This is a genomic window from Actinomadura kijaniata NBRC 14229 (genome assembly GCF_001552175.1).
Lineage (GTDB): Bacteria > Actinomycetota > Actinomycetes > Streptosporangiales > Streptosporangiaceae > Spirillospora > Spirillospora kijaniata.
Map to the genome: position 1 here is coordinate 1 of NZ_BCQR01000099.1, position 22802 is coordinate 22802.

General features: G+C 71.6%; 25 protein-coding genes. 7 read left to right on the plus strand and 18 right to left on the minus strand.

The genetic code is table 11. From position 1 onward, the window contains the following. Positions 1-215: 215 nt before the first annotated feature. The 3 genes from AKI01S_RS28455 to AKI01S_RS28465 all read right to left on the minus strand — a co-directional run bounded on the left by AKI01S_RS28455 (position 216) and on the right by AKI01S_RS28465 (position 3366). Positions 216-1466, minus strand: coding sequence for a M14 family zinc carboxypeptidase (locus tag AKI01S_RS28455; RefSeq protein WP_067824672.1), 1251 nt, complete (start codon positions 1464-1466; stop codon positions 216-218). A gap of 123 nt (positions 1467-1589) precedes the next feature. After that, positions 1590-2594: a LysR family transcriptional regulator gene (locus tag AKI01S_RS28460; RefSeq protein WP_067824674.1), complete on the minus strand. Its 1005-nt coding sequence runs from the start codon at positions 2592-2594 to the stop codon at positions 1590-1592. Positions 2595-2685: 91 nt separating this feature from the next. After that, positions 2686-3366, minus strand: a complete 681-nt coding sequence (locus AKI01S_RS28465) for a Crp/Fnr family transcriptional regulator (protein ID WP_067824676.1) — start codon at positions 3364-3366, stop codon at positions 2686-2688. A 404-nt stretch (positions 3367-3770) separates the two neighbouring features. On the opposite strand from AKI01S_RS28465, the gene AKI01S_RS28470 reads away from it, so the two are divergent. Next, positions 3771-4220, plus strand: a complete 450-nt coding sequence (locus tag AKI01S_RS28470; protein WP_067824678.1) for a hypothetical protein — start codon at positions 3771-3773, stop codon at positions 4218-4220. A gap of 60 nt (positions 4221-4280) precedes the next feature. Here the strand turns inward: AKI01S_RS28470 and AKI01S_RS28475 are convergent, their stop codons facing one another. From AKI01S_RS28475 to AKI01S_RS28490, 4 genes are all read right to left on the minus strand, one after another. After that, positions 4281-5051, minus strand: coding sequence for a succinate dehydrogenase/fumarate reductase iron-sulfur subunit (locus AKI01S_RS28475; protein WP_067824681.1), 771 nt, complete (start codon positions 5049-5051; stop codon positions 4281-4283). Next, complete coding sequence (locus AKI01S_RS28480) at positions 5048-6994, minus strand: fumarate reductase/succinate dehydrogenase flavoprotein subunit (protein WP_067824683.1); 1947 nt, start codon at positions 6992-6994, stop codon at positions 5048-5050. The genes AKI01S_RS28475 and AKI01S_RS28480 overlap by 4 nt, the downstream gene beginning before the upstream one ends. A 12-nt stretch (positions 6995-7006) precedes the next feature. Continuing rightward, complete coding sequence (sdhC, locus tag AKI01S_RS28485; protein WP_067824685.1) at positions 7007-7837, minus strand: succinate dehydrogenase subunit SdhC; 831 nt, start codon at positions 7835-7837, stop codon at positions 7007-7009. A 322-nt stretch (positions 7838-8159) separates the two neighbouring features. After that, on the minus strand, positions 8160-8720 hold the full coding sequence (locus tag AKI01S_RS28490; RefSeq protein ID WP_067824687.1) for a helix-turn-helix domain-containing protein: 561 nt from the start codon (positions 8718-8720) through the stop codon (positions 8160-8162). A gap of 189 nt (positions 8721-8909) precedes the next feature. On the opposite strand from AKI01S_RS28490, the gene AKI01S_RS28495 reads away from it, so the two are divergent. The 3 genes from AKI01S_RS28495 to AKI01S_RS28505 are packed head-to-tail and all read left to right on the plus strand — an operon-like array spanning position 8910 to position 11271. Then, a complete protein-coding gene (locus AKI01S_RS28495) occupies positions 8910-9455 on the plus strand; it encodes a hypothetical protein (RefSeq protein WP_067824690.1) in 546 nt (181 codons plus the stop codon). Between the two features lie 5 nt (positions 9456-9460). Then, the gene (locus tag AKI01S_RS28500) at positions 9461-10063 is read left to right on the plus strand and encodes an OmpA family protein (RefSeq protein WP_067824692.1); all 603 of its coding nucleotides are present in this window, start codon (positions 9461-9463) and stop codon (positions 10061-10063) included. A gap of 38 nt (positions 10064-10101) precedes the next feature. Beyond that, a complete protein-coding gene (locus tag AKI01S_RS28505) occupies positions 10102-11271 on the plus strand; it encodes an OmpA family protein (RefSeq protein WP_084000345.1) in 1170 nt (389 codons plus the stop codon). 5 nt (positions 11272-11276) lie between these two features. Here the strand turns inward: AKI01S_RS28505 and AKI01S_RS28510 are convergent, their stop codons facing one another. Further along, positions 11277-11891, minus strand: a complete 615-nt coding sequence (locus AKI01S_RS28510) for a TetR/AcrR family transcriptional regulator (protein ID WP_067824696.1) — start codon at positions 11889-11891, stop codon at positions 11277-11279. Between the two features lie 73 nt (positions 11892-11964). Between AKI01S_RS28510 and AKI01S_RS28515 the strand changes: the two genes are divergently transcribed. Continuing rightward, positions 11965-12759: an MBL fold metallo-hydrolase gene (locus tag AKI01S_RS28515; RefSeq protein ID WP_067824698.1), complete on the plus strand. Its 795-nt coding sequence runs from the start codon at positions 11965-11967 to the stop codon at positions 12757-12759. A gap of 3 nt (positions 12760-12762) precedes the next feature. Here AKI01S_RS28515 and AKI01S_RS28520 read toward each other — a convergent pair whose 3' ends face one another. The 3 genes from AKI01S_RS28520 to AKI01S_RS28530 are packed head-to-tail and all read right to left on the minus strand — an operon-like array spanning position 12763 to position 15161. Next, positions 12763-13620 carry a serine/threonine-protein kinase gene (locus AKI01S_RS28520; protein ID WP_067824700.1) on the minus strand — a complete coding sequence of 286 codons (858 nt, stop codon included), beginning with the start codon at positions 13618-13620 and terminating at the stop codon, positions 12763-12765. Between the two features lie 30 nt (positions 13621-13650). Beyond that, positions 13651-14265 carry a prepilin peptidase gene (locus tag AKI01S_RS28525; RefSeq protein ID WP_084000346.1) on the minus strand — a complete coding sequence of 205 codons (615 nt, stop codon included), beginning with the start codon at positions 14263-14265 and terminating at the stop codon, positions 13651-13653. Positions 14266-14312: 47 nt separating this feature from the next. After that, a complete protein-coding gene (locus AKI01S_RS28530) occupies positions 14313-15161 on the minus strand; it encodes an SCO4651 family lipoprotein (protein WP_157420206.1) in 849 nt (282 codons plus the stop codon). A gap of 152 nt (positions 15162-15313) precedes the next feature. Between AKI01S_RS28530 and AKI01S_RS28535 the strand changes: the two genes are divergently transcribed. After that, entirely contained in the window at positions 15314-16492 is a 1179-nt protein-coding gene (locus AKI01S_RS28535; protein ID WP_157420207.1) for a hypothetical protein, read from the plus strand. A 29-nt stretch (positions 16493-16521) separates the two neighbouring features. Further along, on the plus strand, positions 16522-17046 hold the full coding sequence (locus tag AKI01S_RS28540; RefSeq protein ID WP_067824706.1) for a hypothetical protein: 525 nt from the start codon (positions 16522-16524) through the stop codon (positions 17044-17046). A 38-nt stretch (positions 17047-17084) separates the two neighbouring features. On the opposite strand, the gene AKI01S_RS28545 is transcribed toward AKI01S_RS28540, so the two are convergent. From AKI01S_RS28545 to AKI01S_RS28575, 7 genes are all read right to left on the minus strand, one after another. Beyond that, the gene (locus AKI01S_RS28545; protein ID WP_067824708.1) at positions 17085-17477 is read right to left on the minus strand and encodes a hypothetical protein; all 393 of its coding nucleotides are present in this window, start codon (positions 17475-17477) and stop codon (positions 17085-17087) included. Between the two features lie 16 nt (positions 17478-17493). After that, the gene (locus AKI01S_RS28550) at positions 17494-17889 is read right to left on the minus strand and encodes a DUF3592 domain-containing protein (protein WP_067824710.1); all 396 of its coding nucleotides are present in this window, start codon (positions 17887-17889) and stop codon (positions 17494-17496) included. A gap of 24 nt (positions 17890-17913) precedes the next feature. After that, complete coding sequence (locus AKI01S_RS28555) at positions 17914-19365, minus strand: hypothetical protein (protein WP_067824712.1); 1452 nt, start codon at positions 19363-19365, stop codon at positions 17914-17916. Between the two features lie 281 nt (positions 19366-19646). Beyond that, the gene (locus tag AKI01S_RS28560; protein WP_067824714.1) at positions 19647-20066 is read right to left on the minus strand and encodes a hypothetical protein; all 420 of its coding nucleotides are present in this window, start codon (positions 20064-20066) and stop codon (positions 19647-19649) included. Between the two features lie 106 nt (positions 20067-20172). Next, the gene (locus AKI01S_RS28565) at positions 20173-20643 is read right to left on the minus strand and encodes a DUF3592 domain-containing protein (RefSeq protein ID WP_067824716.1); all 471 of its coding nucleotides are present in this window, start codon (positions 20641-20643) and stop codon (positions 20173-20175) included. Between the two features lie 10 nt (positions 20644-20653). Further along, entirely contained in the window at positions 20654-21205 is a 552-nt protein-coding gene (locus tag AKI01S_RS28570; protein ID WP_157420208.1) for a hypothetical protein, read from the minus strand. Continuing rightward, positions 21196-22767: a hypothetical protein gene (locus AKI01S_RS28575; protein ID WP_157420209.1), complete on the minus strand. Its 1572-nt coding sequence runs from the start codon at positions 22765-22767 to the stop codon at positions 21196-21198. The genes AKI01S_RS28570 and AKI01S_RS28575 overlap by 10 nt, the downstream gene beginning before the upstream one ends. Positions 22768-22802: the final 35 nt, after the last annotated feature.

Consider the following 22802-nt stretch of genomic DNA (forward strand, 5'->3'; position numbering starts at 1 on the left):
CCCCCCCCGCCACACGGCCCCACCACACGGCCCCACCACGCAGCCCGCCACGCAGCCCGCCACGCAGCCTCGCTACACGGCCCCGCCGCACGGCATCGCCGTGCGGCCCCTCTCACACAGCAGCGGAGCCGCCGGAATGCAGCGTGGTGCCCCGGCCGTCAGGCCGGGGCACCACGCTTTTCCGTCCTCACCCCGAGCGGCGGCGGCCTCCGCCGTTACTCCAGGTCGTGCTCGTGCCGGAACGCCCGTGCCGCCGCGTCCTCCTTCGTCCCCGGCAGGCTCTCGAACGAGTCCGGGTCGATCCTCCGCACCCGTCCGGTGGACACGTCGCCCAGCATCCGCACCAGGCCCGCCGTGACCGCCCGGGTGAACCGTTCCGCCTGCCGGTGTCCCATGGTCTGGGTCTGGCCCCGCACCTCGAACAGCACCGTCCCGGTCCCGATCAGCGCCATCGACGAGCGCGCCTGTCCCGGCAGGTCACGCGTCGGCGCGTGCGGGTAGCGCGCCCCGATGTACCCGCGGTCCTCGATCCCCCGGAACGCGCTGATGGCGAGCTGCTTGGAGTACGTCTTGGCGTACGTCCTGGCGTACGGCGCGTACTTGCCTCCGGGCTCGAAGAACTTGTCCGGCAGCGGCGGGTAGTCCACCGCGACGTCCAGCAGCCGGTTCTTCACGTCCTCCCGTACGCACGCGCCCTGGTGGTGCAGGTCGACGTACACGTCGACCTTCCCCTTGCGCGCCCGCAGCCGCTTGTAGACGTCCCGCAGGACCTGCGACTCGGGGTTCAGGAACCACCCGGGCCGGTCCGGCGCCCCCGGAACGTCCTCGGCCTTCGGCCGGTAGTCCAGGTCCGGGTTGAAGTCGCGGTTCAGGTCGAAGCCGGGGCGCTTGGCGTAGTCGTCGCCCTGCAACTGCCCGTCGAGGTAGTTCCACGCCGGGGGCCGCCCCGCGAGCTGCGGGAAGTCCTTCTGCACCTCGGTCCAGGCGTTGTCGTTGCCGCGCCGGTCCAGCTCGGCCCCGTCCGGGTTGATCTTCGGGACGGCGACGAACGTGATCTCGCGCCGCACCCGCCGCGCCTCGGGCGAGTCCGAGGTCCCCAGCCACTTCAGGATGCGCAGCAGGGCGGTGGTGCCGGTCTTCTCGTTCCCGTGGATCTCGCTGGTGACCAGGAAGACCCTGGGCCCGTTCCCGACGGTGGCGGTGTGGATGGCGCGCCCCCGGTTGGAGCGGCCGACGACCTGGACGTCCACCCGTCCCCGGCTCGCCCGCTCGATCCGGGCCAGCTCGCGGCGCATCTCGCGGTAGTCGACGAACTTCCAGATGGGCAGGTCGCGCGGCTCGTCGCTGCACTCCGCCGGCGGCGGCGCGGCCGGACGCGCGGGGGCGGGGGCGGCGAGGGCTGGTGGCGCGGTCAGCGCCAGCGCGAGCGGGACGAGCAGCAGGGGCACGGTACGGCGGGGGCGCATGCGGTCTCCGGGGGACGAGAGCTCCTTGTGCCCCGGACCCTAGATCGACTCCGCCGGGCCGGGGACGTCCAAGATCGCCAACGTGCCCCCGCGAAATCGATGGATCTTGTCGTTGACGTCCGGTCAGGCGTGCGTGACCAGCGCCTCCACGCCCGCCGGGAGGCTGCCCGCGAGCGCCGCCTCCACCAGGAACGTCTCCAGCGCGTCCTGGAACGCGCGCGCCGCGTGCGTGGGCTGCACGTCCTTGCGGTGCGCCAGCGCGATCGTGCGTTGCAGCTCCGGGTGGTGCCCCCGGCGCGGCCCGTCGCCCAGCACCAGCGGCGTTCCGCGCAGCCCCGGCCGCCCGGCCAGCACCATGCTCGGCACCACCGCGACGCCCAGCCCCGCCTCCACGAACCGCAGCACCGCGTCCATCTCGCCGCCCTCGACGGCGAACCTCGGCTCGAACCCGGCGTCCCGGCACGCGGTGATCGTCGCCTCCCGCAGGTCGTAGCCGGACCGGAACATCACCATCGGACGGTTGCGCAGGTCCTCGATCCGCAGGTAGGAGCGGCGCGGCACCTGGGCCGGCTCCCGCGAGGAGGGCCGCCCCCGCTCACCCCCGGCGTTCCCCGCGGGGGAGGCGACGACCAGGTGCTCCCGCAGGATCGGCTTCGTCTCCAGCGGCGGGTCGCCGTGCAGCGGCAGGATCACCAGCGCCAGGTCCAGCGACCCCCGCGTCAGCTCCCGCACCAGGTCCCGCGACCCGCCCTCCTCCACGATGATCTGGATGCCGGGGTAGGCGTCGTGGAACCGCCGCAGCACGTCGCCGAGCAGCCCCGCGCACAGCGACGGCGTCGCCCCGAGCCGCACCCGCCCCCGCCGCAGCCCCGCGAGTTCCTGCACCTCCAGGCGGGCGGTGTCGACGTCGGCGAGGATGCGCTTGGCGAGCGGCAGCAGCGCCTCCCCGGCCGGGGTCAGGGTGATGTTCCCCCGCGCCCGGCTGAACAGCGACGCGCCGAGCTCGGCCTCCAGCGCGCGGATCTGCTTGGACAGCGACGGCTGCGCGACGTGCAGGGCCTCCGCCGCCTGGGTGAAGTGCCGCACCTCGGCGACGGCGACGAAATAGGCGAGCTGCTGCAACTGCATCCTGCCAAGTTACGTGGCCGGTTCCGGCGTTCCGGGCGAAGGGTCCCCCGGAGCGAGACACCGCGTGCCGCCTGTCGCAGCGGGCGTCCGGTCAGCGGGCGTGGCGGCGCAGCGCCTGGAGGTCGTGCACGATCACCACGCGGCGGCCGGTCTCGATCCACCCGTGCCGCCGCAGCGTCCGCAGCGCCTTGCTGACCGCCTCCCGCGACGCCCCCACCCAGCCGGCCAGCTCCTCCTGCGACAGGCTGAGGGTGATCCGGACGCTCTGCCCGCCCGCCCCGGCCGGGACGCCGAACCTGTCAGCCAGCTCCACCAGCCGCTGCGCGACCCGCCCGGTGGCGTCGAACATCCCGAACTCGATGCGCTTGCTGTCGGAGTCGCGCCACCGCTCGCACAGCGTCCGCATGATGACGATCGCGGCCCCGCCGTTGTCCCGCAGGAACGCCGTGAAGTCCGGCACGGTGACGGCGAGCGCCCGCCCGTCCTCCAGCGCCGCCACGGTCGCCGACCGGGGCAGCCCGTCGATCGCGGCGACCTCTCCCAGCAGCGCGCCGGGCCCGCGCACCGCCAGCAGCGCCTCGCCGCCCTGCTCGCGGTCGGAGTAGGCCTTGACCTTCCCGGCGAGCAGCACCGCCACCCAGGTGGCCTCCTCCCCCTCCCAGAACAGCACCTCACCGCGGGCGAACTCCCGCACCCGGCCCCGCGACTCCAGATCGGCACGCTCCTCCGGGGTGATCTCGGCGAGGAACGATCCAGGCTCAAAGGGGGTCATGGTTCCACGCTAGATTTCCCGCCGCACCCCGCAACGGGTCAGACGATCACGAATGCGTCACGCGTTGTGTGTACTAATGCCTGTTCGCCCGGTGCCCACCGGGAGAGGGTGGACGCGCCGCCCGCGCCCGGCCCGGCGCAGGCGGCGAACGTTCGCGGGGAACGGCGGTACGGCGGGCGGCGGTGACGGGGGCACGCCGCCCGCCGACGTGCCGCGTTCCCGCGCCCGGGATCCCACCCGCGCACTAGATCCACGGCACCAGCCCCCGGAGGAGTTGGTGCCACGGCTTCTATGATCTTGGTCGGGCGCCTCCCAGGATGGTCCTCGGCGTTCCGCCCGCGCGTCTCGCGGCGGAACGGCACCGGCTCCGCCGAGCCGGTCATGTGACCAGAAGGGAAGACCCCATGTCTGTCAAGAAGCTCGTGCCGGCCCTCGCCGCCGCCGCCGCTCTGGGTGTGCTGGGCGCCCCCGCCGCCTCCGCCGCCGCCGCTCCGGCCGCTCCCGCCGCCGCGCCGGAGGTCTCCGCCAAGGCCAAGGTCCAGAAGTGGCACATCTCCGTCTCGCCGTTCGTGAAGGAGGAGAGCCGCGGCTTCAAGACCACCCGCAAGGGCGTCGTCTACGTCCAGGTGACCAAGAAGCAGTTCAAGCACCGGGTGGACCTGCGCCTGATCAAGTGCGGCTCGCACGTCGGCCTCACCGACTGGCAGCACGTCAAGAAGGACGGCAAGTACCACGCCATGCGCGACAACGGCCGTAACAAGGTCATCGCCAAGGGCACCTGCCTGATGATCCAGGCCAAGCAGAGCCCGGGCGGCCACACGTACGGCAACATCAAGGACGTCAAGAAGGGCTGATCCTCCGGCCGACGCGAAGGGGGGCGGGGCCGCCGACGGCCCCGCCCCCCTTTCCGTGCGTCACGCCGAGGGCGTGTCCTTGCCCTTCTTCACGATGCCGAGCTTGCTGCCCAGCCAGACCACCGGGTCGTACCTGCGGCCGACGACCCGTTCCTTCATCGGGATCAGCGCGTTGTCAGTGATCTTGATGTGCTCGGGGCAGACCTCGGTGCAGCACTTGGTGATGTTGCAGAAGCCCAGGCCGTGGTCGTCCTGCGCGATGTTGCGCCGGTCGGCCTCGTCGGCCGGGTGCATCTCCAGCTCCGCGATCCGCATCAGGAAGCGCGGCCCGGCGAAGCCGGGCTTGTTCTCCTCGTGGTCGCGGATGACGTGGCAGACGTTGTTGCACAGGAAGCACTCGATGCACTTGCGGAACTCCTGCGAGCGCTCGACGTCGACCTGCTGCATCCGGAACTCGCCCGGCTTGGTGTCGCCGGGGTCGAACGACGGGATCTGCCGCGCCTTCTCGTAGTTGAACGACACGTCCGTCACCAGGTCGCGGATGACGGGGAACGTGCGGACCGGCGTGACGGTGATGGTCTCGTCCTGGGTGAACGTCGACATCCGCGTCATGCACAGCAGCCGCGGCATGCCGTTGATCTCGGCGGAACAGGAGCCGCACTTGCCGGCCTTGCAGTTCCACCGGACGGCCAGGTCGGGCGCCTGGGTGGCCTGGAGCCGGTGGATGATGTCGAGGACGACCTCGCCCTCGTTGACCTCGACCTTGTAGTCGACCAGCTCACCGTCGCCGGCGTCACCGCGCCAGACCCGGAACTTGGCCAGGTAGCTCATCGGTCGCCCTCCTCGGTCTCGGCGATGACTTCCTTCACGTGGGCGGGCAGTTCCTCGCCGGTCAGGTACTTCTTGAGCTCGTCGGTCTCGAAGAGGGCGAGCAGGTCGTCGCGCATGGGGTCCATGGGCTGGCGGCGGAGCTCGACGCGGGGGTCGCCGGGGTCGCCGGTGAGGCGGCACACGAGGTTGACCTTGCGCCATTCGGCGGACATCTGCGGGTGGTCGTCGCGGGTGTGGCCGCCACGGCTCTCGGTGCGCTCCAGCGCCGCCCGGGCGATGCACTCGGAGACCAGCAGCATGTTCCGCAGGTCGAGGGCGAGGTGCCAGCCGGGGTGGTAGCCGCGGCCGCCGTGGGCGGCGACGGGCGCGACGCCGACCCGGGCGACGCGTTCGCGGAGCTTCTCCAGCGCCTCCAGGGCCTGCTGGAGCTCCTCCTCCTTGCGGATGATGCCGACCAGGTCGTTCATGGTCTGCTGGAGTTCGGAGTGGACGGCGTAGGGGCTCTCGCCGCCCTCGCGGGCCAGCGGGGCCAGCGCCTCGGTGGCGGCCTTGTCGATCTCGTCCTCGGGGACGGCGGGACGCTCGGCCAGCGCGTCGACGTACTCGGCGGCCCCCAGCCCGGCGCGCCGCCCGAACACGAGCAGGTCGGTGAGGGAGTTGCCGCCGAGGCGGTTGGAGCCGTGCATGCCGCCGGAGCACTCCCCGGCCGCGAACAGGCCGGGCACGAGGGCCGCCCCGCTGTCGGGGTCGACCTCGACGCCACCCATCACGTAGTGGCAGGTCGGGCCGACCTCCATGGGCTCCTTGGTGATGTCGACGTCGGCCAGCTCCTTGAACTGGTGGTGCATCGCCGGGAGCCGCCGTTTGATCTCCTCCGCGCCGCCGGGCATGCGGTCCACGACGGTCAGGAAGACGCCGCCGTGCGGTGAGCCGCGTCCGGCCTTGACCTCGGCGTTGATGGCGCGGGCGACCTCGTCGCGCGGCAGCAGCTCGGGGGGCCGCCGGTTGTTGTCGGGGTCGTCGTACCAGCGGTCGGCCTCCTCCTCGGAGGTGGCGTACTTGTCCTTGAACACCTCGGGGATGTAGTCGAACATGAACCGCTTGCCGTCGGAGTTCTTCAGGACGCCACGGTCGCCGCGCACCGACTCGGTGACGAGGATGCCCTTGACCGAGGGCGGCCAGACCATCCCGGTCGGGTGGAACTGGACGAACTCCATGTTCAGCAGGGTCGCCCCGGCCAGCAGCGCCAGGGCGTGGCCGTCGCCGGTGTACTCCCACGAGTTGGAGGTGACCTTGAACGCCTTGCCGATCCCGCCGGTCGCCAGCACCACGGCCGGGGCCTCGAACACGACGAACTTCCCGGTCTCGCGGACGTAGGCGAACGCGCCCGCGACGCGGTCCCCGTCCAGCAGCAGCCGGGTCACGGTGGTCTCGGCCCACACCTTCAGGCGGGCCTCGTAGTCGCCGAGCTCCCGGTGGTCCTCCTGCTGGAGGGCGACGATCTTCTGCTGCGCGGTGCGGATGAGCTCCAGGCCGGTGCGGTCGCCGACGTGCGCCAGGCGCGGGTACTCGTGGCCGCCGAAGTTCCGCTGGGAGATCTTGCCGTCCTTGGTGCGGTCGAACAGCGCGCCCCAGTGCTCCAGCTCCCAGACGCGGTCGGGGGCCTCCTTGGCGTGCAGTTCGGCCATGCGCCAGTTGTTGAGGAACTTGCCGCCGCGCATGGTGTCGCGGAAGTGGACCTGCCAGTTGTCGTTGGGGTTGACGTTGCCCATCGCCGCCGCGGCGCCGCCCTCGGCCATGACGGTGTGCGCCTTGCCGAACAGCGACTTGGAGATGACCGCGGTCTTCTTGCCCTGGAGGCGGGCCTCGATCGCGGCCCGCAGCCCGGCACCGCCCGCGCCGATCACCACGACGTCGTAGGAGTGCCGTTCGATCTCAGTCATGATGTCCGCCGCCTAGTTGAAGAATCGCAGGTCGGAGATGGTCTCGCTGGCCACGAGCGCCACGTACAGGTCGGCGACGACCAGCGAGCCGAGGGTGATGAGCGCGTACTGCCCGTGCCGTTCGTTGAGCTTGGAGACCCAGCCCCACATCCGGTACCGGAACGGATGCTTGGAGAAGTTCTTCAACCGGCCGCCGACGATGTGGCGGCAGGAGTGGCACGACAGGGTGTAGCCCCACAGCAGGATGACGTTGGCCAGCAGGATGATGCTGCCGAGCCCGATCCCGAACCCGCCGTCCTTGCCGTGGAACGCGCGGACGGCGTCGTAGGTGTTGATCAGCGAGATGACGAACGCGGCCATCCAGAAGTAGCGGTGCAGGTTCTGCCCGATGAGGGGGAACCGGCGCTCGCCGGTGTACTTCTTGTGCGGTTCGGCGACCGCGCAGGCGGGGGGCGACGCCCAGTACGAGCGGTAGTACGCCTTCCGGTAGTAGTAGCAGGTCAGGCGGAACAGCAGCAGGAACGGCAGCGACAGCGCCGCGAACGGGATCCAGCCGCGCGTCCAGGACGGCAGGAAGGTGCCGAACTCCCCGGCGTCGCCGGTGACCCCGTTGACGGTGACGTTGTTGCAGATCTCGTTCAGGCAGGGCGAGTAGAACGGCGTCAGGTAGTGGTACTCGGGAACGTAGAAGGCCGCGCCCCAGAAGGCCCGGACGGTCGCGTAGACCACCCACGCAGTGAAGATCACTAGCGTGGTGATCGGATAGACGCGCCAGTTGTCGGTGCGGAGCGTACGTTCTCTAATCCGGGCGCGCGCTTTGTCCGGCGCCTCCACAGTGCTCATAGACGCTCTCCAGAGCTCGGGATCTCAGGGACTTCCCCGGGTACGGCGGGAGCACACGCGGCCGTCGCGCCCCGGCCCGGACGGCACCGCGGTCAGGCGGTGACGCCTCGTGTGCGCTACCAGCGAGGCGACCCTACGCCACCTCTCCGGCGCTGTGACATACACAACACCCACTCGGTGGTGTGACCCTGACCACAGATTATGACACTGCGCAACGTCCGATACATCGTCCGTGGGGCATAGCCTGCCCTTATGGCCTGGAGGCATCGACACCAGACCGCCAGGCCATGATCGAATCGCCCGGCGGGTGCGATAGGGGGAGCTACCGCCCGAGCGTCCGCGACAGGTGGGCCTCCAGATGCGCCTCGGCCTCGCTCGCGCGGCCGTTGCCGTACACGCGCAGCAGGGTGGCGATCTCGGGGAACTGCACGTCCACGAGGTCGGCGGCGGCCTCGATCTCGTTCGCGGAGGCCACCTCCCGCAGCAGCGCCTGGAGGACCCGGGCGGGCGAGGCGGCCTCCAGGCGCTCCCGCAGCTCGGCCTCGACGGGCGACTCGCGCAGGCCGGACGTGGTCGCGGTGGTCCGGGCGCGGATGATCCCGAGCCGTTCGCGGACCTCGGCGGCCGACAGGGAGTCGAACGCGGGGTCGGCGGCCAGCTCCTCCACGGCCAGCAGCCGGTTCAGCACGACCGGATTGCTGATCTTGGCGCGCTGTCCCGACATGAGCTGCGACAGCATCGGCGCCGACAGCCCCAGCACCCCGGCCAGCCCCGACTGCGACAGCCCGAGCCGGTCCAGCAGCCGCCGGAAGCGGTCCCCCAGGGGCTCGCCGTACCACTCGGCCTGCAGGGCGCGGTTCCGGACGACGGTGTCCTCCGACATGCTCACACCGACCTCCGCGCCACCTCGGAAACGATCACTGCGACCCCCCTTGACGATTAACAGCTGCAAACACTAGATTTGCGAACGCACGCGAGGTGTTCACCCATACCTCATGGTGCCACGCCACCGCGACTTTGCACATGCGATGTCGCGGACCCGTCATCACCTCTGCCCCCGGAGGACGGATCGATGCGCATCCTCGCACTGGCGACCGCCACGGCGCTGCTCACCACGGCCCTGACCGCCTGCCTCCCGTCGGACGACTCCTCCGGCGGCTCGGGCGGCTCCGGCGGCCCCGGCAAGGCGGCCACCGCCGTGGACGAGGGCGACGGACCCAAGGCCCCCGACCCCGGCAAGCCGGTCGTCAAGACCACGGTCAACACCTCGGACGGCCCCACCGAACTGGCCGTGGTGGGCCTGAACGCCCGCGGCCGCCTGGCCCACCTGACCATGACGATCAACACCGCGAACGCCACCGGCGTCGGCGACTCGCTGTACACCCTGAACGGCGGCGAGGTCCCGGCGGTCTCCCTCCTCGACCCGGTGAACCTCAAGCGCTACGTCGTGGTCAAGGACTCGGCGGGCACCGAGCTGGGCGCGGGCAACGCCTACGTCCGTGCGGCCAAGCCGACCGCCCTCTCCTACACGTTCCCGGCCCCGCCGGAGAACGTGCGGGCGGTGGACGTCCAGTTCGGCCGCCTGACGACGTTCCGCAACGTGCCCATCGAAAGGTGAGCGCCATGTTCCGGGCGACCCTGGCCCTCACCGCCGCGGCCACCGTGCTGACGACCGCCGTCCTGACGGCCGCCGGCACGGCCGCCGCGGCCTCCGACCCGAAGGTCCCCGACGCCAGGCTGGCCGAGGCGACCCGCACCCTCGACCCGGACCGCGCGACCCTGGACGTCGGCGCCGACGCCGCGGTCCGCCGGCTGGACCTGACGCCGTTCGTGCTCCCGCTGGAGGAGGAGAGCGCCGAGGGCTCGAAGGTGACCGTGCGGATCTCGGCGGACGTCCTGTTCGACTTCAACAAGGCCGACCTGACCAGGTCGGCCCGCGACACCATCGCCAGGCTCGCGCCCCGCCTCCGGACCGTCCGGGGCACGATCCAGGTCACGGGCCACTCCGACTCGGTCGGCTCCGACTCCTACAACCTGTCCCTCTCCCAGAAGCGCGCCGAGGCGGTCAGGGCGGCCCTGCTGCGGGTCCTGAAGTCCCCCGTCGAGGTCGAGGCCAAGGGATTCGGCGAGAGGAAGCCGGTGGCCCCCAACCGGATCGGCAAGAGGGACAACCCCCAGGGCCGGGCGAAGAACCGCCGCGTGGACATCACCTACGACAGGTCCTGACCCCGGCACGACGCGGCAGGCCCACGAGGAGGACATCCATGAGAACCGCACCCGCGAGGACCGCGCCGGTGAAGGCGGCCCTCCTGAAGGCGGCGTCGCTGTCGCTGGCCGCCGCGCTGCTCGCCGCCTGCGGCGGCGGCCCGTCCCCGCGACGCGCGGCATCGGGCGGAGGCGCCGCCAAGAGCACGACCCCCTCGCCCTCGCCCACTCCCGAACCCACCTCCTGCCCGAACGGCGGCCGCCTCATCAGGGCGGTGGAGATCCCGGCCGTCCACGTCGACGCCGTCCACGTGCCCGGAGCGACCTACAACGGCCACCGGATCCCGCCGGTCACCATCCCGGCCGTCGACATCCCCGCCCAGCGCGTCCCGGCCCAGTGCGTGGAGGTCAAGCCCGCGCCCGGCGGCTGCCTGAGCGAGATGAGCGTTCCCAGGGCGACGATCCCGGGCGTCACCATCCCGGCCGCCGAGATCCCCGGCATCGACATCCCCGGCCTCAGGATCCCCGCGGTCCGCGCCGAGGCGGTGACCGCGCAGCCGGTCGTCGCGCCGGGCGTCACGGCCCCGGAGGTCTGCCAGACCGTTCCGCGGAACGGCGGCACCGCCTGGGAGGTGACCCGCTGGGAGCAGACGCGCTGGGAGCAGACCCGGTGGGAGATCACGCGCTGGGAGAAGACCCGCTGGGAGAAGTGCAACGACAAGGGCGAGTGCGTCCCCCGCGCCGAGCTTCCCCGGGTCGAGGTCCCCCGCGTCGAACTCCCGCGCGTGGATCTCCCCCGCGCGGAGATCGAACGCCGCGAGATCAGTCCCGACAGCGCGGTGCTGAAGGGAGAGGACCAGATCGCCTACAGCCTCAAGGCCGACGTGCTGTTCGACTTCGACAGCGCCGCCGTCAAGCCGGGCGCCTCCGCCGAGCTCACCAGGATCGCCGCGTCCGTCAAGAAGGAGATCCCCGCCGGAGCGACCATCCGGATCGACGGCCACACCGACGCCAAGGGCGATCCGGCCACCAACAGGCGCCTCTCCGAGCAGCGCGCCCAGGCCATCGTCGACTGGCTGGCGACCAAGGGCGGCATCGAGCGTTCCCGTCTGAGGGCCACCGGCTACGGCGAGACGAAACCGGCCGCCCCCAACACCGGCAAGGACGGCTCCGACGACCCCGAGGGGCGCGCCAAGAACCGCCGCGTCGTCATCTCCGCCGAGCTCTGACGCGCTCAGGGCGCCTCGCCGCCGCGCCCGCCCGCGACGGCGGCGAGCATGAGGCGGCGTGCGCGGGCGGGAGCCTGCCCGTCGCCGAGCAGTTGCAGCTCCTGGTTCGCCGCCATCGCGATCCCCGTCAGGACGGTGACGAGGTCGTCCGCGTCCCGGCCGGCGGGGATGTCGCCCGCGGCCTGCGCGGCCGTCACCTGGTCGCGCAGGAACGCGCGCCAGCGGGTCACGGCATCGTGGAGGGACTCGCGCAGTTCGCCCGGACGCCCGTCCAGCTCGCAGGACGCGGCGGTGACGAAGCAGCCGTTGGGGAACGGGCCGCCGTCCAGGTAACGGCACCACAGGTCGATCACCACGCGCAGGCGCGGCAGGCCCGCCTCCGCGCTCAGGCTCGGGGCCGCCACGGCCCGGGTGAACAGGTCGACCGCCCTGGACAGGACGGCGGACTGCAGGTCGACGCGGGAGCCGAAGGGGCCGACGACGCCCGCCTTGCTCATGCCGAGCTCCTCGGCCAGGGAGCCGATGGTCAGCCCGTGGAGGCCGTCGGTGGAGGCCCTGGCGACCCCGGCGGCGACGATGCGGTCCCGCGTCCGGCGGGCCTCCTCGGCGGAATGTCTCATGATTGACGAGTTTAGCGAACGACCGTACGCTACCCGCATATAGCGAACGATCGTCTGCTAAAGAGGGTGGGACATGCGCCTCCGATGGCTGGGCTGGGCGGGCGTGGAGCTGGAGGCCCGGGGACACAGCGTGGTGATCGACCTGCTCGGCCGTCCGGAGGGGGTGCTCGCGGGCACCCCGCTGTCGGCGCCCCTGCCGACGGTCGTCCCGCCGCGCACCGCGGGGGACGTGATCGCCGGCCTGTGCACGCACCTGCACCGGGACCACACCGACGCCACCGCGCTGGCCGAGGCGCTCGCGCCCGGCGGCCGGGTCCTGCACCCCGCGTCCTTCGGCGGCGACGACCACGAGAACCTGTGGACGCTCACGGCCGACCGCGAACTCGACGAACACGGCCTGCCCCGGCACCCGATGCAGCCGTGGGAGACCACCACGATCGGGCCGTTCACCATCGCGGCGGTCCCCGCCGTGGACACGCTGGGCGATCCGCAGGTGTCCTGGGCCGTCGAGGCGGACGGCAAGCGCGTGCTGCACCTGGGCGACAGCATGTTCCACGGCTACTGGTGGCGCGCCGCCCACCGGTTCGGGCCGTTCGACGCGGTGCTCACCCCCATCAACGGGCCGACGGTGTGCTTCCCGCACTGCCAGCCCCCCAGCCCCTACCCGGCCTCCCTCGACGCCGAGCAGGCGGCCGTGGCGACCCGCCTGCTGGGCGCGAAGGTCGCGGTGCCGATCCACTACGACGGCTTCCACCTCGACGGCTTCTACGAGACCCGGCCCGACGAGCTCTCCCGCTTCCTGGAGGCCACGGCCGCCGAAGACTACGAGGTCGCCGCGCTCGATCAGGGCGAGGACATCACGCTCTGAAGGTCACGGGACGACGGCGGGCGGCGGCCCCAGATGGTCGAAGATCTGCAACGGCTCGCCGTCCACCGTCCGGGCCGGGAGGCCCAGGGCCAGGCCGCAGGCGGCCAGCTCCCGGCGCGCCGCGTCGGCGGTCGCGGGCCGGTGGGCCGGGTCCGGGGCGCACAGGTGCGCCACCAGCGCCCACAGCCGGGACGGAACCCCCTCCGGGACCGGTCCCACCCACTGGCGAGGTTCGGGATCGCCCGCCCCGGTCAGCATCCGCCAGCACACCATCCCGGCCGCGTACAGGTCCTGCCCGGGACTGGGCCGCGCCCAGTCCAGCACCTCCGGGGCCAGGTAGCCGGGCGTCCCGACCACGAACCCCGTCGTCGTCAACCGCATCCCGTCGGGCCCGAGCGCGATGCCGAAGTCCGCCAGCCGCACATGCGGGGCCCCCGACGCGCTCGGCTCCAGCAGCACGTTCGCGGGCTTCACGTCCCGGTGCACCACGCCCGCCGCGTGGATGTGGCTCAACGCCGCGAGCATCTGGTCCAGCACCTCGGCCGCGTACGCCGGAGGCAGCCGCCCGTAGTCGCCGATCAGGCACTCCAGCGACCCGCCGCACATCAGGTCCATCGCCAGCAGGACGTCGTCGCCCGCCGGATACCAGGCGTAGGGCGTCAGGACGTGCGGGTGCGCCATGCGGATCGCGCGTTCCCGCACCACGCGCAGGATCGCGGTGGTGTCCCGCTGCCGGACCAGCTTGGCCGCGCAGTACTTCCCGACCACCCGGTCATAGGCCCGCCAGACCCGACTGGTCGCCCCCTCCCCGATCCGGTCGAGCATGGTGAACCGATCCCCGATCACCCACCCCGCGTTCACGCCACAGATCGTACGGAAGTCCCGGGGCGCTCAGGCATGCGCCAGCACGCCCACGAGCGTCCCGGCCAACATGAACGGCCCGAACGGGATCGCGGTCCGCCGGTCCGCCCGGCGGGTGACCAGCAGAGCGACCGAGTACACACCCCCGAGCAGGAACATCGCGAACACCCCGGTCACCCACGCGTCCCGCCCCAGCCACCCGAGGCCGATCCCGAGGGCGCCGGAGAGCTTCACATCGCCGAACCCCAGCGCGCGGGGAACGACGAGCCACTGCACGAAGAACAGCCCCCACAGGGCGACCATGCCGACCAGCGCGGCGACGAACCGCCCGCTCCCGTCCCCGGTGAACGGCACCGCCACCCCCAGCAGCACGAGCATGACCGGATACGACGGCAGCGTCAGCGGGTCGGGCAGCCGATGCAGCCGGACATCGACGGCGGTCAGCATCGCCCCCACGACCGCCAGATACGCGAAGGCCGCCAGCTCCGGCCGCACTCCCATCCGCCAGACCAGCAGCGCCACGACCACCACGGCCCCGACCGCGACCGGCACCGGACGCTCCCGGACCGGCCCGGTCCAGTCGGCCCGCCACGACCACACCGGCCCCCGGCCGTCCTCGGCCGTGAGCTCCGCGCTATCCGGCATCAGAAGGCCCCCACGAGGTCGCCGCGCACACCGTCGTCATCCCGCCGTCATCCCAGGGTCGCGGTCTGCCGCTCCGGCGGCGGGGTCACGTTCACGGGCTCTCCCCAGCCGGAGTAGACAGCCTTGATGTCCATGCTCGTCGGCCCCGAGGCTACCGTCGCGGAGAACTGGCGGAGCAGGCCGCGCCTGTCCACCCAGACGACCCAGGGAACCGAGGTCACCCCCGCCTCCGCCAGGGCGCGGAGTCCCCGGTCCGTGCTCTGGCGCAGGCTCGCGGCCTCGGTCTTCCCGGAGTAGCGGCGGACCTGCGTTCCCTCCAGCTGTTCCCACACCGGTTCCTGGATCAGGGCGCCGTCCTGCAGGGCGGTCAGTCCCCTGGTCGCGGCGGCCTCACGTAGCCCCTGCTGGGCCTCCTCGAAGGCCGACGCGAACGTCTTCCGGGTGGTCTCGTCGATTCCCGGACGGGTCAGGTCCTCGCGGGTGACGCGGAGCCACGGCCTCCCCGGTTCGTACTCACCGCCGTCGTTCTTCAGGTAGACGGCACCGTCCAGGACCACGGTCTCGCTGGTGCCCGGCTCGGGACCGCCGGTCTCCACCACCTTGAACGAGGCCGCCGTCCGCTGCCCGGACGGGTTGCGGACGGTCCCCCAGAGAGCGACCGACGCCTTGCCCTGGTTGGTGACGGTGGTGGTGTTCACCGAGACCCGCACCGACGGCAACGCGCCGACCTTCTCGTTCACCAGCGTGGCGAGCGCCTTCGGGTCATCGGGCAGGGGGACCTCCGGCAACGCCACGGCAGCGCTCGTCCTCGGCCCGGACTTCGGGCGTTCGCCGCCCGAACCGTCCTGGCAGCCGGCGCCTCCGCCCGCCGCGACGAGGGTGAGAACGACAGCCACGGTTCGCTTCATGGTCAGAGCTTCGCCGATCACGGGCGGTGCGCTGAAGGGCGGCGGGACCGTTGGGCCTGGCTTTGGGCCCTGGGGCCCAGGCACTCCGGGCTCGCAACGGCTTCGATGAAGAGTCCCCTGTCCGCTGGAGGAGCGCTGGCGTGTGGATCCGACGAGACCGTGGTGAGGGCTCGGTCAGCTACCTCGCCATGATCCTGCTGATCGCAGCCGTGAGCGCGGTCGTCGTCACGTTCTCGGTCTCCGACTCGATCGTGCGGGGGATCGAGACCGGGATCTGCAAGGTCACCCGGGACAAGGGCTGCGGTGACGGCTCTCGCGCCCAGAAGCCGCAGGCCGGGCAGCAGGGGGCCACGCCCGCACCCTCGCAGGCCCCCGGCACCGGAGGGACATGCGCCGAGGACGACCTGCAGTGCCAGATCGACCAGGCGGAGCAGGAGGCCGCGCAGGCCGACCGGGAGGCGAACGGGTACGACGGCAAGCTCGACATGAAGAAGCTGGCCAAGGAGTTCGCCGTGGAGGCGTCCGGCCTCGGCGACGCCAAGCGGTGCTTCACCGAGGGCAGCCTGTCGGGCTGCGGCTGGACCGCCGTGTCGTTCGTCCCGGTGGTGGGCTGGTTCGGCCGTGGCGCCAAGGCGGCCAAGGCGGGCGCGAAGTTCAAGAAGATGAAGGCGGCCTACGACCGCTACAAGAAGCTCGCCGAGGCGGCCCGGCGCCGGGCCGAGCAGGCCCGCGAACGCGCCCGCCAGCTCCGCGAGAAGCTCAAGAAGGACAAGGAACTGGCCTGCCCCGTCCTCCAGCCCTCCGCCTTCGTCCCCGCGCCCCCCGGCGGGCCCCCGTCCCTTCGGCTCCAGCCGCTCCTCTACCGCCCCGCCGGGGGGAGGGCCTCCGTCCCGGCCCACGAGCTGACGGCGCCTGTCGCGAACCCGCGCCCGAAGCCGGGCCCGAACATGCGGAGGTTCCTCCGCTGCCTGCCCGAGGAGATGGTCCCGGTCCGGCCGGGCAAGCAGCCTCCGGCCCCCTTCGGTCTGGCGCCGCACGAGATGCAGTTCGTCAAGGAGCTCGCCAAGCGGAAGCCCGGCCACCTCATCCTGCGCCTGGACGACACCGCGGGAGCCGGCGACTTCCTGATCGTCGACTTCTCGAACCCCAAGAAGATGACCGCCTGGGCGATCGAGCTCAAGTCCAAGAGCGGCGCCTTCAAGGGGCACCAGCTCCGGAACGCCGACCAGCTGGCCCGCCGGATCCCCATGCTCCGCAACGCTACGATTCACCGGAGGTCGGGCGGCCCCGAGGAACTCATCGAGGAGATCGCCGGTTAGGCGACGGAAGACGGACCCAGGAGCTGAGAATGATCGTCATTCCGCGGCTGCTCGCGGAACAGGTGCAGGCGACCGACGAGGTGTTGCGCGAGCGCCTCGCGCTCGACTTCGCCCAGCACGGCCTGGACGTCTGCCGCGACAGCGTCCAGAACGCCGACATCCTGGACGCCTGCCTCGACAGCGCCCGCCGGTACGTGGACGGCGAGGGCTCCTACCAGGAGGTCGTGGAGAACTTCGACCGCTCACACGAGATGTTCGCCGAAGACGACTTCGGCGGACAGCTCGCCTGGAGCGTGCGCGCCGCCGTTCTCGTCAGTGCCCACCGCGCCTTCGAGGAACCCGACTCCAAGGAGTTCCCCGTCCTCTCCACCGCGGTGGACGTCGCCAAGGAAATGCAGAAGGCCGCGGGCGACCACGCCGCCCTCCGGGCCGGGCTCGACCCCCATGACCCGGCCGCCAAGGCCCTCACCTGGCACGCGCGCTGGGAAGAGGCCCGCTGGCAGCTCCTCCGCACCATCGAACTCGTCCCCAACCCCCACCGGCTCCCCGACTGACGCCAACGCCCACGCGCACTCGGCCGACGCGCCGGCGGTCAGTGTGACCGTGACGGACGGCGGAGGAGCATCCCCAGGGCCCAGCCCACGCCGGTGCCGACGAGGGCTCCGACGGTGCTCACCGCCGTCTCGCTCCAGTCCTGCTGCACGGCTCCCAGAACGACGCCGAGCAGCATCAGCACGACCGGAGCGCCCAGGGACGCGACCGCGTGGCGCACGGGGCGACGCCGGGCGGGCTCGGGGTGGACGGCGCGGGCCAGCAGCGTCATGAGGAGGAACGTCAGCGCCGTCGGCACCCCGTTCCAGGCGATCGCGCCACCGCCGGTGAGGTCCTCCTCGGTGACCCGCGCGCCGATGCCGAGGGTCGCCGTGACGGTCGCGCCGACCAGGTAGACCAGCAGCGCGACCAGCCATGATCTGGCGATGTCCATCAATGGGGTCCTCCGGTCACATGTCCGCCAGGTTGAGCAGGACGATGGCGATCCCCACAGCGATCATCAGCGGGGTCAGCGCGGTGACCATCAGGAGGGTGATCCCCGCGCGTTCGGCGCGCTTCTCCGGCCGGGCCGGGTCGTACACGACCGTGACGGCCTTGCCGGGACGAGGGCCGCGCGGAGAGTACGTCGCGCTGCGCCGCTCGATCGTCCGCCCCTGCCGGGTGGTGAAGCGGAACACCCCGGCGCGTCGCCGTACCCCCGGCGACCCCGGCGCGTCCCGCGAGCCGACGATGACGCCGGGGACACGCTCCCCCCGGAGATGCAGCCGCAGGTACTCCACCATCGCCCGCACGCCCTGGACGACGACGAACGCCCCGAACGCCACTCCGATCCAGTGCGCGTTCACCCTCTTTCGACCTCCCTGACCAGGTCACTGGCGGCATTCCGGGAACCTCTTGTAGGGACGCCGCCCGTCCGACTGGGGCGCGCCCAGGTACTGCGCGCTCTGGACCTCCCGGCGGGTGTTGGCGATCCCGAAGTTGCCGCCCAGTTTGAGCCCGAGTTTGATGCTCGCGCCGTATTCCTCGTTGTTCTGTGAGCTGGCGTAGTCGACCCGGGAGGTCTTCCCCTCCCGGTGGATCAGTTGCTTGAGCGGGTCGGCGTTCGGCCCCGGGGCCTCGGTGGGCGCCATGTCGTCCCAGGTCAGCGTGAGCATCTTGCCAGCGGGTCCGCCCCCGAACGGGTTGGCCAGGTGGTCGATGACGGCCTGGCGGTCGGCGTCGGTCTTCAGGGGCACCTGCGTGGTGATGATCGTCGTGCGACCGTCGACGATGTGGGTCTGGGTGAACGTGACCGACTTGAGCTTGCCGTCACGGCCCTTGGTGAAGGACATCGCGCCCACCGCGGTGCGCTGTCCCTGGTTCCCGTCGACCACATGCTGCTCACCGTAGCTGGCGGCACCGGCCAGCAGCATGGTGAGGGTGGTGTCACCCGTTTTCTTGTTCTCCTCGTAGATGATCTTCTCGGTGCCGTCGACGCTCACCCACGCGCGGGCGTTGGGGCTGAAGCCGTCGCTGCCCCGCGTGTCGTACTCGCCCGCCTTGTCCCGCCAGGTCGGCTTGCGGTGCCGTCCCTCGTACTCGTAGTGCCGACTGCCCTTGGGCGGGTCCTTGGGGTCCTTGGGACCGAGGCCGAGGCCGGCGGCCAGGGTGCCGTTGAGGTTGAGCTCACCCTCGTAGCGCCTGACGTCGGGGGAGCGGATGTCGGGCCCGGCGAACGCGTCGTAGATGCCGCCGCCGATCTGGCCGACCAGGCCGCCGTTCTCCTTGACCGCGTCGATCGAGTACTGCTCGCGGATGTCGCTTTCGAACTTGTCGGCGTCCTTGTCGGCGTTCGGCCCGGTGAACTCCCAGGCGTCGCCGACGCCGAGCCGGACGGAGGCGTCGGCGGAGGCGTCCGCGCCCACGTTGAGGTTCTTGGCGTTGAAGCCGACGCCGACGCCGGTGCCGACACCGGCCGTGCCCCCCTTGATCGCGGTGATCCTCACCGTGCGCTGGCCGGTGGCGGGGTCGATGGAGGTCGTGCGCATGAACTGGTAGTCACGCCCGACGCGGAAGATGAGCACGTCGACGGTGCCGCTGTAGCCGTCGACCGCGAGCTGGGTGGTGCACCCCGGTTTGAACGCGCGGTCGTGCCGGGTTTCGCACCTGCTCAGGTCATCGGAGTTGATCACACGGCAGAGCGCGTCCTTGATGGACTCTCCGATCAGCCCGCCGATCCCGGCGACCGCCACGGCGCTCGTCACAAGGGCGATCAACAGGATGACCGCTATGTAGTTGATCGAGCCTTCTCCGCTGTCGCTCCGCTGCCGTTCGATGTTCACCAACTCCTCACCCGGTGAACATCAAAACCTTTCGGTACTACCCCGCGCCTGAGCCCTGGGGCCCAAGAAGCGGTCCCAAACGCGGATTAGATCCCCTCCCCAGGGCTACCACCGGGCCCTCCGGTCTTCGGCACCGGTCCCGTGTCGCGTTCTCGGAGCGAAGCCTTCGGCAACGGCGCGATGGCCGGACGGCACTTCGAACGTGCCCGGCGCGGACCCGGCGTGTTCGCAGGAAAAAGGGTGTGTCAGTCATCAGGGGCAGGGAACGGCCCGCCGGTCCCTTATCCGCCCGACGCCGAGAGGCCGGTGCGCCGCCGCCCGAACCAGAGCGTGCAGAACCCCGCCACCGCTCCCACGACCGCGCCGGACTCCACCAGCAGCGACGCTCCCAGTCCTCCCTGGGACGCCACGCCCACCTGCGTCACCAGGGCCGCCAGGACCGGACCCGCGCAGGCGAGGCACGCGGCGGCGCCGGCGGACAGGTCGACGCCCGCCAGCCGACGGGCCGCGACGCGGGCCCCCAGCCAGCCGAGGACCGCGTGCAGCAACGCCGCCGCCGCCGTCGTTCCCCAACCGAACGCCGCGGACCGCGCGGACGCCGGATCGGCCGCCACCAGCGGAACCAGGAGAAGGGCGGCCACGGCGCTTCCGCCCAGGGAGAGGAGGAAACCAAGGCCGAGCGCCGTGAGACCGATGCGCATGCCGCCCCCTTCTCCCCGTGTGCCGCGCGCGATCCCAAGATCGCCCTTCGCGGCGTCCGGCGGCGAGCACCCCGGTGAACTCCGCGTTAAGGCCGGGCCACGTCTTCTAACGCACCAGGTGGGGTCCCCATCCGGCGAACGTCAGCACGACGCCGACGAGAAGCATCGCCGCCGCCGTGAGCAGGTCGACGGCGGGATGCCGGTGGAGCCTGGCCCTGGCGGGTGCGGCCGGGTCGTAGAGGACCGGCACCTCCTTGCCCACCTCGCGTTTCGGGGCGTGTTCCTCGGTGAAGACGTGCCGGTCCCCCGCCAGGTCGACGAAACCGATCACCAGCACGCACGTGACCTCGCCGGGGCCGTCCTCCTCGCAGCGCTCGACCGTCCCGGTCGTCCGGACGGCTCCGCTCCGGAAACGCAGCCGCGCCACCAGGTACAGCGGCGCGGCGACGAGCAGGGCCGGGCCGCCCACGTTCAGCGCCAGCGCCCTGACCGGCCCGGACGGGACGTTCTCCACCGCGGTGAACAGCAGCAGCATCGCCAGGAGGGAGAGCCCCCAGAACACGATCTTCGAGGTCATCGCGGCCCCCTCACCTCTCCGCCAGTCGCAGGGAGTCGAGGATCAGCGGCAGCCGGGCCGCCGCCGCACCCTGCTGCGGCGCCCGCAGCACGAACTCCACCAGCGTTCCGTCCCCGGTCAGCGCGTACACGCCGCCCAGCCGGAACGCGGTCGGGACGCCCCGGTCGTTGGACAGTTCGTAGGACGCCTCGAACCGGTGGGCCCGGACCGCTCCCCCGACCCTGGTCTCGCGGTCGACCGTCAGCCGGTAGCCGTTCAACCGCGACAGGTCGCGGAACTGGTCGAGGGCCGTGCCGAAGCCCTGCCGATAGTCGGCGTACCGCTGGGCGTGCGCGACACCGTCCGGTACCCCGGAGGGCAGCGCCGGTCCTCGGACGGTCGTCAGCGGACGGCCCTGCTCGTCCTTCTCCTCGGCGCGTCGCCAGGCCGGCGGGACCGCGAAACCGAAATCCACGACCCGCTCCACCCGGTACCCCGGCGGGGCGGACACGCGGACGTCGTCCCGGGCGCCGCATCCCGCCACGAGGAGTACCGCGACGACGGCCGGCAGTCTCAGCGGCACGAAGGCCACGGCACCCACCCCACTCCCGGCTTGAAGTACCGCGCGCTCTGCATCGTGTGCTTCTCGTTCTCCCGGCCGACCTCGAAGATGCCCAGCCAGGACTTCGGCTTCTTCCCGGACGCGCCCTTGCCCTCCAACTTGCCTGTGTCACCGGTGTTGTCGTAGGTCACGGTGCCCATGGTGCCCGCGCCGTCGTCCCAGGCGCGTTCGACGGCGTCGGTGTCGCCGTCGCGGAGGTAGCGGTCGATGACCGGGCGGTCCTCGGTCCTGGAGTGGTCCAGCGCCTTCTCCGTCAGCGTCCGCTGCGCGTAGATGATCCACTGCTTCCCGGCGGTCCCGTCGGCCTTGCCCCCGGAGCCGCCCGTCGACCTCAGCTTGCCGTCCGCCCGGAAGTAGACGATGTCCTGCCCGTTCTTGACCTGGGTGACCCGGACGACCTTGCCGTCCTTGTCGTGGGTGACGCCCCAGGTCGTGCCGCCGCGGTGCTTGTAGTTGAGACCTCCGCTGGGATTCAGCCTGACCTGGGCCCTGATCTGCGACCGCTGCTCGGGAAGCATGACGAAGCCGTTCCCCAGCTCGCTCCTGAGCCGCGCCTCGATGACGTCCATGACGGCGTCCAGCCCGTCCTCCAGCCCCTGCTGCGCGCGTTTGCGCACCGGCGCGGGCAGCTTCTGGATGACGTCGCCCACGTCGATCTGGATCCCGGCCTCGAACTCGCCGCGCTGGGTGTAGTACGTCGTCTTCTCCCCGTTGCGCAGATCGGTCTGGCTGCCGGAGACCAGCCAGCCACGCCCCTTCAGCGGGATCTTCAGCCGGCCGAGCTCGATGTCGGCCTTGGCGCCGCCGGTCAGGCCGCCCTCCATGTACTCGCCGACGGGCTTGCGGTCGGGCTCGCTGCCTCCCATGTAACGGTCGACGTCGTCACCCACCCACGGAAGCTTCGTCCCCAGCCAGACGAAACCCCCCGAGATCGGGTTGGTGCGGAGCGTGAACTTCACGTCGCTGCCGATGCGGTGCTCCTTCAGATCCTCGAAGAACTTCCGCGCCTCCCGTTCATCCCGGAAACCTCCGTAGACCTTTCCGTTCGTCACCGTCGCCCCTCCCCAGACGCCCCCCTTCACCGGTCCGGCCCCTGTCTCCGGTGTCGCGACACCACCCTCGCCCCAGGTGAAGTCGACGACCTCCCACTGCGGCTTTCCGTCCGGCCCCACGCGTTTGTTGAGTTGGAGGGTGCCCCGGCTGTTGGACCGCACGTCCACGCGTTTGGTGGGAATGGTGAGCGTCTCTTCCAGGTACGTGCTCTCGCTGTGCGCCAAACAGGGCCGCTGCGGGGCGTCCGGGTCGGGAACGGCCTTCCGGCCGTCGGACGGCTTCGGCGGCTCGCAGTGCCCGACCAGGCCACCGGCCTGCAGGACACGGCAGATGGCGTACTCGAGACTCGCTCCGACCCGTCCGCCGAGGCCGGCGAGCACGAGGGTGGCCAGGACCGCCGCGATCAGCAGCAGGACGGCCAGATACCCGACCGCGCCCTCACCGCGGTCGACGTCGGACCGCCTCTTCACCGCCTCACCGATTCTGCTCAGCACAGCGAGAACAG